General features: G+C 63.7%; 15 protein-coding genes. 8 read left to right on the top strand and 7 right to left on the bottom strand.

Annotation, left to right across the window (positions count from 1 at the left end):
* Nucleotides 1-92: 92 nt before the first annotated feature.
* A complete protein-coding gene (locus DMP03_RS14075) occupies nucleotides 93-629 on the top strand; it encodes a mechanosensitive ion channel family protein (RefSeq protein WP_225870830.1) in 537 nt (178 codons plus the stop codon).
* Here DMP03_RS14075 and DMP03_RS14070 read toward each other — a convergent pair whose 3' ends face one another.
* The 6 genes from DMP03_RS14070 to DMP03_RS14045 form a co-directional block, all read right to left on the bottom strand.
* Entirely contained in the window at nucleotides 630-1,502 is an 873-nt protein-coding gene (locus DMP03_RS14070) for an RNA-guided pseudouridylation complex pseudouridine synthase subunit Cbf5 (protein ID WP_172967174.1), read from the bottom strand.
* Nucleotides 1,499-2,074, bottom strand: a complete 576-nt coding sequence (gene cmk, locus DMP03_RS14065; protein ID WP_152121175.1) for a (d)CMP kinase — start codon at nucleotides 2,072-2,074, stop codon at nucleotides 1,499-1,501. Before cmk ends, DMP03_RS14070 begins: the two co-directional genes overlap by 4 nt.
* A gap of 60 nt (nucleotides 2,075-2,134) precedes the next feature.
* The gene (locus DMP03_RS14060; RefSeq protein ID WP_152121174.1) at nucleotides 2,135-3,013 is read right to left on the bottom strand and encodes a DUF106 domain-containing protein; all 879 of its coding nucleotides are present in this window, start codon (nucleotides 3,011-3,013) and stop codon (nucleotides 2,135-2,137) included.
* Between the two features lie 50 nt (nucleotides 3,014-3,063).
* Nucleotides 3,064-3,441 (bottom strand): FAS1-like dehydratase domain-containing protein, encoded by a 378-nt coding sequence (locus DMP03_RS14055; RefSeq protein ID WP_152121173.1) that lies wholly within the window; start codon nucleotides 3,439-3,441, stop codon nucleotides 3,064-3,066.
* Between the two features lie 46 nt (nucleotides 3,442-3,487).
* Entirely contained in the window at nucleotides 3,488-3,772 is a 285-nt protein-coding gene (locus DMP03_RS14050; protein WP_152121172.1) for a DUF7545 family protein, read from the bottom strand.
* Nucleotides 3,773-3,838: 66 nt separating this feature from the next.
* Entirely contained in the window at nucleotides 3,839-4,885 is a 1,047-nt protein-coding gene (locus DMP03_RS14045) for an NAD(P)/FAD-dependent oxidoreductase (protein WP_152121171.1), read from the bottom strand.
* Nucleotides 4,886-4,967: 82 nt separating this feature from the next.
* Here DMP03_RS14045 and DMP03_RS14040 point away from each other — a divergent pair, with 82 nt between their 5' ends.
* The 5 genes from DMP03_RS14040 to DMP03_RS14020 all read left to right on the top strand — a co-directional run bounded on the left by DMP03_RS14040 (nucleotide 4,968) and on the right by DMP03_RS14020 (nucleotide 9,897).
* The gene (locus tag DMP03_RS14040; protein ID WP_152121170.1) at nucleotides 4,968-5,252 is read left to right on the top strand and encodes a DUF357 domain-containing protein; all 285 of its coding nucleotides are present in this window, start codon (nucleotides 4,968-4,970) and stop codon (nucleotides 5,250-5,252) included.
* Between the two features lie 132 nt (nucleotides 5,253-5,384).
* Complete coding sequence (locus tag DMP03_RS14035; RefSeq protein WP_152121169.1) at nucleotides 5,385-6,920, top strand: ABC transporter substrate-binding protein; 1,536 nt, start codon at nucleotides 5,385-5,387, stop codon at nucleotides 6,918-6,920.
* Between the two features lie 33 nt (nucleotides 6,921-6,953).
* A complete protein-coding gene (locus DMP03_RS14030; RefSeq protein WP_152121168.1) occupies nucleotides 6,954-7,889 on the top strand; it encodes a carbohydrate ABC transporter permease in 936 nt (311 codons plus the stop codon).
* Entirely contained in the window at nucleotides 7,886-8,779 is an 894-nt protein-coding gene (locus tag DMP03_RS14025) for a carbohydrate ABC transporter permease (RefSeq protein ID WP_152121167.1), read from the top strand. Before DMP03_RS14030 ends, DMP03_RS14025 begins: the two co-directional genes overlap by 4 nt.
* Nucleotides 8,776-9,897, top strand: coding sequence for an ABC transporter ATP-binding protein (locus tag DMP03_RS14020; RefSeq protein ID WP_152121166.1), 1,122 nt, complete (start codon nucleotides 8,776-8,778; stop codon nucleotides 9,895-9,897). Before DMP03_RS14025 ends, DMP03_RS14020 begins: the two co-directional genes overlap by 4 nt.
* Here DMP03_RS14020 and DMP03_RS14015 read toward each other — a convergent pair.
* Entirely contained in the window at nucleotides 9,889-10,401 is a 513-nt protein-coding gene (locus DMP03_RS14015) for an RDD family protein (RefSeq protein ID WP_152121165.1), read from the bottom strand. The genes DMP03_RS14020 and DMP03_RS14015 overlap by 9 nt on opposite strands.
* 73 nt (nucleotides 10,402-10,474) lie before the next feature.
* Here DMP03_RS14015 and DMP03_RS14010 point away from each other — a divergent pair, with 73 nt between their 5' ends.
* Nucleotides 10,475-10,702 carry a hypothetical protein gene (locus tag DMP03_RS14010; protein ID WP_152121164.1) on the top strand — a complete coding sequence of 76 codons (228 nt, stop codon included), beginning with the start codon at nucleotides 10,475-10,477 and terminating at the stop codon, nucleotides 10,700-10,702.
* 213 nt (nucleotides 10,703-10,915) lie between these two features.
* Nucleotides 10,916-11,136: TFIIB-type zinc ribbon-containing protein (locus DMP03_RS14005; RefSeq protein ID WP_328593037.1), on the top strand; the 221-nt coding region annotated here is incomplete at its 3' end.

Here is an 11,136-nt window from a genome sequence, read left to right as displayed (position 1 = left end):
TCGCTGTTTATTGATTGTTGATATGTTTACTTAATGGTTCGTATCTTGTGCGGCGATTCATCCCCTCCCTACTCACTCGCAATACTCGCTCCTTGAGGAAGGGGCATTCTCGCCTCATTCTGGTAAAAATCGGCGACTGGATCGAGTCGAACGACAACGAGGGCGTCATCGAGGACATCTCGTTCCGCGTCTCGCGGGTCCGAACCTTCGACAACGGACTCATCACGGTCCCGAACAGCGAGCTTGCGAACACCGCTCTCGAAAACCCAGTCGCGAAGGACAAACGCCGCCTCCAGTTTCTCTTCGGCGTCGGCTACGAGGAAGACCTCGATCACGCTCGCAACGTCATCACCGAAGAGGCGAATGCCCACAGCGAGATACTCGCTGACCCGGGCGTGAGCGTCCGGCTCACCGAACTCGCGGATTCGTACGTCGGGCTCAACACTCGCTTCTGGATTGCAGACCCCTCGCGGGCCGACGTGAGCTGCATCCGCTCGGAGTACGTGCAGGCCGTCAAGCAGCGGTGTGACGCCGAGAACATCGAGATGCCGTACTCCTACCAGCAGCTCGCGGGTGAAATTAGCGTCGAGAATGTCGAGAACGCAGACGACGCCGAATCGGCGGCATAATCAGACCAGCACGCGCTCCAACTCGACGACCGGCCCGCTCGTCGCCGCCGGGTCACCGACCAGCGTACCGATGCAGACGACGGAGCCGTTCGGGGCGTAGCAGGCGACGAACGTCTCTTTCTCGCTCGTCTCGCTGTCGAGGACGCCGGGCGCGTACACCGGCGCGCCCTCGGCGATTTCGGGAACGGCGCTCTCCGCGACCGTGACGCGTGGAACGTCCCGGAGAACGCGCTCTGCCGGCTGTACCACCTCACGGAGCCACGTCTCGTCGCCGTGCTCGCGCCACTCCGTGACGGCGTCGTGGAACTCGTGCATCGTCGCGAGCGTCGTGTCGTCGAACGTCGCCGTCGCCGTCCGCCGGAGGTCACCCATGTGTGCGCCCGTGCCGAGCGCGAGTCCGATGTCGTGACACAGCTTCCGGATGTAGGTCCCCGACTCACACCGCACCCTGAGGAGGGCACGGCGCTCGCCCGTCTCGATGACGGCGAGGTCGTGAATCTCGCGAACCCGAAGCCGGCGAGCGACGGCGCTCTTGCGCGGTGGCTTCTGGTAGATGTCGCCCTCGAACTCGGCGACGAACGAATCGAGGTCAGTTGGCGTCCGGCCGTGGAGTTCGAGGACGGCGACGTACTCCTTGACGGCGTCGTCGAACACCTGTGCCAGCCGTACGCCGGTCCCGAGCAGGGTAGGGAGACACCCCGTCACCTTCGGGTCGAGCGTGCCAGAGTGGGCGGCGCGCTCCTGGCCGGCGTGGTCGCGCATCCAGCCGGCGACCTGGTGGGCCGACGGTCCCGGCGGCTTGTCCAGGTTGACGACGCCGAATGAGAGCAGTTCCTCGGGCGTACGCTCGTCGGGGGAAGGCCGCATCGTCAGAACTCGTAGTCGACGGTGACGGGCGTCTTCCCCTCGTCGCCTTCGGGGTTGTACGCCTCGATGACGGCCACGATTGGCTCGATCATTCCATTCTCGCCCAGCCGGGCGGTGTTCAACACGAGGTCGTAGATGGAGAGGTCGTCGATGTCGATGCCGTAGTAGTCGGCGTACCGCTTCGCTTCGCTGTCGGCGCGGGCTTCGGTCTCGGTGCGGGCGAGTTCGGTGTCTTTATCCTCGCGGTCGGCGACGCGCCGGGCGCGCACGTTGAGCGGTGCGTCGAGCCAGATGCGGAAGTCGGCATGTTCACCGGCCATCCAGCCGGCGAGTCGGGATTCGAGCACGAGATCGTCACGCTCTGCCGCCAGATCGCGCAGCCGCCGATCCAAATCGCGGTCGATGGCGTCGTCTTCCTCGGCGAGCTTGTTCAACTCGAGCGGTGTCAGCCCCTTTTGGGCGGCGAGTTCACGGAAGATGTCACCACCGGAGACGTGGTCGTAGCCGAGTTCGTCGGCGAGTGCGGTGGCGGCCGTGGACTTCCCGCTGCCGGCCGGACCGGAAATGGTAATCAGCATGTCCACGTTCCGGGAGTCGCGCTAAAAGAGATTACCCTTGGCGGGCGGTGTGTGACCCGCTTACGAGGTGTCGGGCGTGGTCTGGAGGTTCAGCGACTTCCGGATGAGCTGATTGAAGCTCATCGAACAGAGGAAGTACCAGAGGATCCAGGTCCGGAGCGGTCCGAGTGCACCCTCCGTCCAGCCCCGTTCGCCGAGGAGCGGCATCGTCACGCCGGCCCCGGTGACCTGTCCGTTGCGGACCATCCAGTACATCCACAGGAACACCGGAATCGTAACGAGCATGATCCACACCATCGGGCGGAACTGCTCTTTGAACATCCCGATGTTGTCGCCCATCGCCTCCATCTGCTCTTCCTGGATGCGTTCGAGCTCCTCGTCGTCGCCCCGCTCTTGTGCGTCCTTGCGGCGCTGTTGCATCGACTTCATCTGCTCTTGATACTGCGCCATCACCTCGGTGTCCATAAGGTTCGCCTGTAGCAGCGAGGTGACGAGTCCAGTCAGGACGGCCAACACGAGGATGACACCGTAGAAGGGAAGCGCGGCCTGAATCGGGCCGAGCACGAGGTCGAGGGTGCTCCCGACGGCGTTCCCGATTGGGGTGACGGCGTAGCCGGCCATCATCGCGACCGCCGCGACGCCGGCCAGCTTATCGTACTGTGACCACGAGGAATCGTGGTCGACACCGTCGCCGTCGTCGGTTTCGGTGTCCTCGGCCAATCCGGCTTCCACCTCCTCGGCGTCGGCGACTTCGAACCCCTCGCCGGCGTCCGTCAGGATACCCTTCTCGATGAGTCGACCCCACTCGCCGCTCGACATCTCGTCGGAGGCTTCTCCCCACGTTACCGGGCCGTCGTGTTCGAGGAGGAACTCCAGCGGCTCGCGCATCGACGCGTCCTCTCGGAGCAGTTCGTCGACCTTCCGCTCGATTCGTCCCATTACCGTCTATTGCGAGCGGGAGGATTTGACTCCTGCGGTACCTCGCCCGGTCAGACGACGCCGTCGAAGGACCCGGTCACCACGACTGCACCGTCGCGCTCGCGCGTGAACGTCGCCTCCGCGGCCACCTCCGTCCGACCGTCCGACCGCTCCGCGACGGTCGTGAACTCCGTCTCACACCGCACCGTCTCGCCGGCGTAGACGGGGCGTCGGAACTGGTAGCTCATCCGGCGCGCGAGCACGGTGAACCGACCGCCGATTTCGGTGGCGAGCGTCGCCGTCAACAGCCCGTGGACGAGCAGTCGCCCCTCGTCGTCCCGCTCGAGATGGTGGTCGCCGCGGTCGCGGCTCACCTCGGCGAACGTCCGCACGTCCGCTTCGGTGAAGGTCCGCTGTGCGACCTCAACGTGGCCCGACTCGATATCCATACGCGTCGCTCGCGGACGGTGGTAAAGAAACTGTGGCGACCGCCGGTTAGTGCTGGTGGCCGGTCATCTCGCCGAACGTCTGGCCGAACCGCTCTTCGAACTGGCCCATCAGGACCGACTCGACGGCTTGGAGCTCCTCGGACGGCTCGCCCTGTCCGTGTGCCGTCGCGGCGTGAATCTGCTGGGCGGCGTTGATCATCGCGAGGTCGCCGACGACCTCCGCGGCCGACTCGTCGTCCTCGGAGAACATGTCGATGAGCGGCGCAGGAAGCGTGAGTTCGTCGTCCCCGTCCGGCCCCGATAGCGTCAGTTCGACCGTGTTGTCTGCCATACACACTTCTCGCGTGCGCGACCCTTGACCCTGTGGATTCGGGACGCTGAACTGTGGGGTTCCGCTTTAGTCGTCGTCCGCGGCCGCCTCGACCTCGTTTCCGGCAGCGGCCCGCGCCTCGTCTTCGAGGTAGTCGTCGGCGTCGAGTGCCGCCTTCACGCCCATGCCGCCGGCCGTCGCCGCCTGCTGGTAGTGGAAGTCCACCACGTCGCCGGCACCGAAGATGCCCTCCACGTCGGTCGCGGTCTGGCCGCCGCCGCGTCCACCCTGCGTGATGATGTACCCCTCCTCGTCGGTCGCCACGCCGGTCCCGTCGAGATACTCGGCGTTCGGCGTGTGGCCGATGGCGTAGAAGACCGCTCCAACGTCGAAATCGTAACTTCGGGTGTCGGCGTCGTCCAGCTTCTCGGAGGGGTGGCCCTCGGGGTGTTCCGCGAGCGTGACGTGGTCGACACCCTCCTCGGGGGAGCCGTGGATTTCCAGCAGCTCGGTGTTGCGGTGAATCTCGATGTCGCCCTCGTCGACCTGCTCGTTCACGCGGTCGATCCAGTAGTCCTCGGCGCGGAACTCCTCGCGTCGGTGGGCGATGTGGACCGTGGAGGCGAACTTGGTGAGGAAGCTGGCCTCCTCCATCGCGGCGTCGCCGCCCCCGACGACGAGCATCTCCTCGTCGCGGAAGAACGCGCCGTCACAGGTGGCACACGTCGAGAGACCGTAGCCCATGAGCTCGTCCTCACCGGGGACACCGAGCGTGCGCGCACTCGCGCCCGAGGCGGCGATGAACGCGTCACAGGTGTAGCGGGTCCCGTCGCGCAACTCGACAGTGAACGGGCGCGTGGAATCGTCCACGTCGACGACGACCCCGTGGTCGACGTCGGCTCCGAACTGGGTGGCCTGCTCTTTCATGTTGTTGACGAGGTCGGGACCGGCGATCCCATCCGGGAACCCCGGATAGTTCGCCACGTCGGTCGTGAGGGTGAGCTGGCCGCCGGGTTCGACTCCTTCGAGGACGAGCGGGTCGTTGTTGGAACGGGCAGCGTAGATGGCGGCACTCAGGCCGGCGATACCGGTGCCGGCGACGATGAGCCGTCGGTGTTCGGGTGACTCGGTCATACTACGGGTAGCCGATGGAGTCACAATTAGCTTGCGCCAGCAAAGTACGAACCATCAAGCGGGTACGCGGCCAAGCCCCGGTATGCCAGCCGACCTGGAGGAGAAGATGAATCGCTACGGGGAGCTACTGGCCGAGGCGCTGGAGGCGGCGACCGTCGCCGCTCGCCCAGACTCGCCGCTGTACGAGGCCGCAGAGGAGTGTCTGGAGATGGCCGACTCGTATCTCGACGACGGCCGACACTTCCGTGCCAACGACGACCCCGTCAACGCTCTCGCTGCCTTCTCGTACGGACACGCGTGGCTCGATGCCGGTGCGCGCATCGGCCTGTTCGACGTGCCGACCGACGGTCACCTATTCACAGTTTAACACACTCCCCCGTCGAACTAACCAGCGGAAACGTATGTACTATTTTCAGCGTACATTGGTAACAAAATAAGTGAGCATGGCAGTAAATGGCCAGTAGATTTATAATGATTGAATTAGCACAGATGAACGACTATGGCAGATAACGACATGGATGTCGTCCCTGACGACATCGACGAGGAATGGTCGCTGAGTCGCCGGAAGGCGCTGTCGGCGGCCGGGGCAATGAGCGCAGCAGCACTCGCCGGTTGTTCGAGCGGTGGAAACGGCAACGACGGTGGCGGAAACAACACCGACGGCGGTGGCGGCGGTGGCGGCGGTGGAAGCGAGGTCGGCGGTGAAGTCCTCTTCATCACCGACTACAGCAACGAAGGCTGGCAGACGAAGTGGGAGGACGACCTCGTCCCCGGCTTCGAGGACGGTAACGAGGACGGAACGACCGTCAACGTTCGGTACTCCGGCTTCTCCGGGAATCAGGAGAGCGAACTCGGCCGGCTCGTGCAGGCCGGCGACCCGCCGGAGCTCAACACCTCGACGTTCGAGCAGGTCGGCGACTTCTTCGCGGAGGGCTACTTCGCGGACGTGGGCGACGTGGTCGCAGAGGCAGAGGAGCTGAACGGTGAACTCATCGGGACCCCGTACAGCATCCAGCGCGAGAACGAGACGGACACCTTCTACGAACTGCCACACGGCGCGTACGTGGGGACGTTCCTCTACCGCACCGACGTGTACGACCAGCTCGGACTGGATGTTCCGTCGAACTTCCAGGAAGTGATGGAGAACGCCCGCATCATCGATGAATCCTCGATGGATGTCCGCGGCTACGGGCTCGCCGGGCAGCGAACCGGAAAGGCGCACGACGAGTTCCAGACGTACCTCTCGCTGATGGGGGCAAACGAACTCGGCTTCGTCAACCCCGACGCGGACAACCTCGCGGAGGCCGAGGTCGAACTCCTCTATGAGGAAAACGAGGACACCATCGTCCGACTGCTCGAGTTCATGGGCAACCTCGCGGAGTACTCCTACGACCCGACCTCGCTCGGCTGGGGGAGCTCCATCCAGAACTGGGTCAGCGGGAGCTTCGCACAGCAGTACCACCTCAACGCGTGGCCGGTCAGTGCCGCCGCCGGCGCGGGTGTCGACGCCATCGTCGACAACACCGGCGTCGCTATTCTCCCGCTCTGGGAGGAGGGCGGAATCAGTCGTGAGGAGACGCAACTGACCAACCCGACGATGGACGGCCACCACCTGTTCGACTCCGCGGACATGGCCGAGGGTGGCCGCGACTTCCTGTCATACTGTTACGGCCAAGACGAGACGCGCGGCCGCAACATGTACGCGACGGAGCCGGGCCGATTCCTCCCTGCCTTCTCGGATATCGTCGACAGCGAGGAGTTCGCAAGCTACGAGCAGTTCCAAGAGTACCCCCGAACGCTGGAACAAATGCGAACCGTCGCAAACGAGATTTACCCGAACTCCTACGGACTGAACGACACGCCGGGCGTGCTGGCCAACAGTCCGATTGGCGTCTACTACTTCCGCTCGTTCCACCAGGCTGAGATGGTGAACGACGTCGTTACCGGGAGCAGCACCCCGCAGGAAGCCTACGAGTACGGAAAGGGTGAAGCAGAACGACTCATGCAAGAGGCCCGAGACGCATTCGATCGATGACGCAGGTGACTCTGTCAGCGCGGAGGTGGTCACATGGCGAGTGAGGTCAAAACCGGCGACCAGCGCGGCTTCTCACTCTCACAGCTCCCGCTCACGGAACGGCACGTCGGCTTCCTGTCGATTCTGCCGGTCATCCTGCTGTATCTGGTCATCTCCATCATTCCGGTGGGGTACGCGGTGTACACCTCGCTGCACGAGGTGTCACTCGCCGCCCAGACGTGGCCGTTCGTCGGGCTCGACAACTACGTCGAGGTGTTCCAGATCGACCGGTTCTGGGACTCGCTCATTCGTGGTGTCGTGTTCATGGTCGGCAGCACCATCCTCCAGCTCATCGTCGGGCTGTGGATGGCGATGACGCTCAACCGAATTAACCGCGCCCAGCGACTCATCACGGCGGTCGTGTTCACGTCGTATCTGATTCCGACTATCGTGGTGACGCTGCTCGCGACGTTCATGCTCTCGCCGTCGTTCGGCGTGATTCAGGATATCGGCGCGAACTGGCTCGGGCTGTGGAGTGCGAACGACGCACCACTCGGCCAGCGCTCGCTGGCGATGCCGCTGTTGATCCTCATCGGGACGTGGAAGTTCTCGGTGTTCATCACCATCTTCACGCTCGCACAGCTGCGCTCGATCCCGTCGCGGTTCTACGAGGCCGCACGCGTGTGTGGAGCCAACAAGTGGGAGATGTTCCGTGACGTGACGCTTCCGCGCATTCAGGGGGTCATTCTCGTCGCGGTGCTGCTCCGGTCTATCTTCATGTTCAACAAGTTCGACCTCATCTGGACGCTGACGCAGGGCGGTCCGGGTAGCGCAACGACCACCCTCCCGGTGTTGGCGTACATCGAAGGGTTCCAGAACTTCAACCTCGGGCTGGCGAACGCACTCGCGGTCGTGATGTTCGTCTTCCTCGCCATCGGTGGCATCGCCTACTTCAAGGCGTTCAACCCGAGCAGTGAGGTGGAGACATGAGTACCGACACGGACGAGAGCGGGCTCGACCCGGACTCCATCCGCGGCATCTTCGGGCTCGACTTCCGGACGGCGGACACGCTGTATCAGCTGCTGCTCTCGCTCAGCGCGGCGTTCTTCTTCGTCCTCATCATGTTCCCCATCTACTGGATGCTCCAGAGTTCGCTGAAGACGCGCACCGGGCGCGAGGCGGTCTCGTGGCTCCCGACCGGGGAGACGTTCACCGTCGAGTACTACACCGACCTTGTGGGGAGCTCCGTGGGGACGTTCATCTTCAACAGCGTCGTCGTGACGCTCGGCACGATTGTGCTCGTCGTCATCGTCTCGCTCATCGCCGGCTACGGGCTGGCGCGATTGGAGTTCGGTCACAAGGAGAACTTCGCGCGCTTTCTCCTGTTCGGTTACATGTTCAGCCCCATCGTGCTCGGGCTGCCGCTGTATCTCATCTGGCGGAACCTCGGTCTCCTCGGCACGCGCGTGGGACTCATCGTCGCGCTGACGGCAATTTCCATGCCATTCTCCGTCTGGCTGATGTGGAAGTACATCCAGACGATTCCGGAGGCGATGGAAGAATCCGCGTGGGTCGCCGGCGCGAGCCGGTGGCGCGGCTTCCGTGACGTGGTGATTCCACAGACGCAGCCGGCGATTATCGCGTCGGCGCTGTTCGCGTTCGCGCTCGCGTGGAACGACTACACCTTCGCGTCCATCCTGCTGCCGGAACAACAGCAGATGACGTTCGCTCCCGGTCTGCTCCAGCTCATCAATACGGGCTACGGCGCGCCATGGGGACAGGTGATGGCCGTCTCCATGCTGACGACGATTCCGCCGCTCCTGTTCGCGTACTTCCTGCAGAGTTACCTACTGAAAGGCTTCCAGATTCGCTCACTATGACAGTCACACTCGACAACGTTTCCCGCGTGTTCGGCGACGGCAGCGATGCAGTTGTCGCCGTCGATGGTATCGACCTCACAATCCACGACGACGAGTTCATCACGCTCGTCGGCCCGTCCGGCTGTGGTAAGACGACGACGCTCCGGTGTGTCTCCGGGCTTGACACCCCCTCCGGTGGCACCATCACGTTCGACAACCACGACGTGACCGACCTGCCGCCACAGCAGCGCGACATCGCCCTGCTGTTTCAGGATATCGCCCTGTACCCGCACATGACCGTGCGCGACAACATGGCGTACGGGCTGAAGATCGCCGGCGAGTCCAAGCAAGAGCGGTACGAGAAGGTGGACGACGCCGCAGAGCTGCTCCAGATCACCGAGCAGTTGGACAAGAGCCCGGCGAGTCTCTCCGGCGGCCAACAGCAACGCGTCGCGCTCGGGCGCTCGCTCGTCCGTGACCCGACCGTCTTCCTGTTCGACGAGCCGATGAGCGACCTCGACGCGAAGCTGAAGCGAGAGCTTCGGCCCATCGTGGAGGAGGTCACCGACCAGATTGGCTGTCCCGTCCTGTACGTCACTCACGATCAAGAGGAGGCGATGACGCTTTCGGACCGCGTCGCCGTGATGAACGACGGCAACCTCGAACAGGTCGGCCCGCCAAAGAAGGTGTACGACGACCCGAAGAGCGAGTTCGTCGCGAGCTTCATCGGTCAGCCGACCGCGCAGTTTTTCGACGCCACCGTCTCGCTCGACGGCGGCCCGTCGGTCGAAATCGGCGACCACAGCTACGACATCACCCGCCCGGACGGCATGCTCGACCGCTACGACGGCCAGTCGGTGCGTGTCGGTATCCGGCCCCAGTACATCGAGGTAGTCGACGACTCGAACGCCGGGATCGAGGCGACCCACAAGCTGGACGAGCCACTCGGCGACGCGACACACAGCTTCTTCGACACGACGTTCGGCGAGATTACCGTCGTCACCCACCCCGACTTCGTCGGCGACAAACAGGAGTACGGACTGGAACTCGACAACCAAAACATCATGCTGTTCGACGCGGAGTCGGGCGAGCAGATCGGCAGCTCCACCGCCGTCCGCAACAAGACGCAGCTATCGTGACCTGACGACGACCGTCTCTGCCATACGGTCGCCGACTCGTTTCCCCTCGTCGTCGAACGCCGCAACCGCCACGCCCAGCGCCAGCGGCGGCACGCCCAGATAATCGAGATAGCGCGCGAGGTTCCGGACCGCACTCGCGAACAGCGTACACCGTGTCCCGTCGTCGGAGACGGTAATGAGCCGCCGCCACACCTTTCCGGGAGTGCGGGAGTACTGCCACTCGAAGGCGAATCCGTACGTACTCACGAGCGGGAGCAAGCCGGCGATTCCGACGACCCAAAACAGCGCTGACTCGCCGAACTGACCCGCCGAGAGCACGTCGAGGACCCACAGGAGCGGGGCTTCGATGACGACGAAACAGACGAGGGCGTCGAACCCCGCGGCGAGGATGCGGTCGCGGAGCACGCCGCGTTCGCCTGCGGTGTCGAGCTGTGGCTCCGGCGGCTTGCGCGAAGGGTACAGTGAGAGGAGCCGGCTCGACCACGGTGCGTTCTCGTCGGCCATATCTCCGGCAGGTCGCCCCCGCTTATGAGCGTGTTCCCACAACAGTTAGGTCCCCCCACGCGGACAAGCGAGTATGTCACAGGGTAACGCTACCGAGTCCCAGTACGTCGAACCGAACCCCGTGCTTCGCGCGATCAAGCTCCGGTGGAAACACGCCGTCGCCGTCACCGTGCTCGGTGCGGCCACCTACGGACTGTACGGCATCGCACAGTCGTGGACCATCGACTCCGCCGTCTTCGGTCTCGTGACGCTCGGCATCATCGTCTACGGGGCCGCTACCCTGCCGTCGGACATGAAGTAGGAATAGAAGCGTTTTTGACGATTGATGAGTCGAAACGCGGGGTTTACCATCCCGGCTCCGCTCGTCGCCCCGCGAAGACCGCCGTTTACGGGGAAATTAAGCATCTGCTGGCACAATCTTTATATACTAGGCTAACTAACTAACAGTTAGCAAGCGGGCACCGGCCATCTGTCTCTCTTCCCTCTCTGGCCCGCTGAGTTTTCAAACCCTATCATGAGTAACTCACAAATTCGCACGTACCGAGGAACCGAGACGGAGACGACCGACGAGAACGAGAACGAGAACGAGAACGAACAGGAGTCCGAGCTGACCTGCCCGGAGTGTGGCGGTTCGCTCGCGACCGACACCGAGCACGGCGAGACCGTCTGTGAGGACTGTGGTCTCGTCATCGAGGAAGACAGCATAGATCGCGGGCCGGAGTGGCGCGCGTTCGA

The organism is Halosegnis rubeus, assembly GCF_009184545.1.
In the GTDB taxonomy this organism is placed as follows: domain Archaea; phylum Halobacteriota; class Halobacteria; order Halobacteriales; family Haloarculaceae; genus Halosegnis; species Halosegnis rubeus.
This window is presented reverse-complemented; position numbering and strand designations above follow the sequence as displayed.

Bases quoted from the DNA above. Each gene is read 5' to 3' on its own strand.
- cmk (WP_152121175.1), bottom strand. From the start codon at position 2,074: ATGCTGATTACCATTTCCGGTCCGGCCGGCAGCGGGAAGTCCACGGCC.
- DMP03_RS14060 (WP_152121174.1), bottom strand. From the start codon at position 3,013: ATGGGACGAATCGAGCGGAAGGTCGACGAACTGCTCCGAGAGGACGCG.
- DMP03_RS14055 (WP_152121173.1), bottom strand. From the start codon at position 3,441: ATGGATATCGAGTCGGGCCACGTTGAGGTCGCACAGCGGACCTTCACC.
- DMP03_RS14050 (WP_152121172.1), bottom strand. From the start codon at position 3,772: ATGGCAGACAACACGGTCGAACTGACGCTATCGGGGCCGGACGGGGAC.
- DMP03_RS14045 (WP_152121171.1), bottom strand. From the start codon at position 4,885: ATGACCGAGTCACCCGAACACCGACGGCTCATCGTCGCCGGCACCGGT.
- DMP03_RS14040 (WP_152121170.1), top strand. From the start codon at position 4,968: ATGCCAGCCGACCTGGAGGAGAAGATGAATCGCTACGGGGAGCTACTG.
- DMP03_RS14035 (WP_152121169.1), top strand. From the start codon at position 5,385: ATGGCAGATAACGACATGGATGTCGTCCCTGACGACATCGACGAGGAA.
- DMP03_RS14030 (WP_152121168.1), top strand. From the start codon at position 6,954: ATGGCGAGTGAGGTCAAAACCGGCGACCAGCGCGGCTTCTCACTCTCA.
- DMP03_RS14025 (WP_152121167.1), top strand. From the start codon at position 7,886: ATGAGTACCGACACGGACGAGAGCGGGCTCGACCCGGACTCCATCCGC.
- DMP03_RS14020 (WP_152121166.1), top strand. From the start codon at position 8,776: ATGACAGTCACACTCGACAACGTTTCCCGCGTGTTCGGCGACGGCAGC.
- DMP03_RS14015 (WP_152121165.1), bottom strand. From the start codon at position 10,401: ATGGCCGACGAGAACGCACCGTGGTCGAGCCGGCTCCTCTCACTGTAC.
- DMP03_RS14010 (WP_152121164.1), top strand. From the start codon at position 10,475: ATGTCACAGGGTAACGCTACCGAGTCCCAGTACGTCGAACCGAACCCC.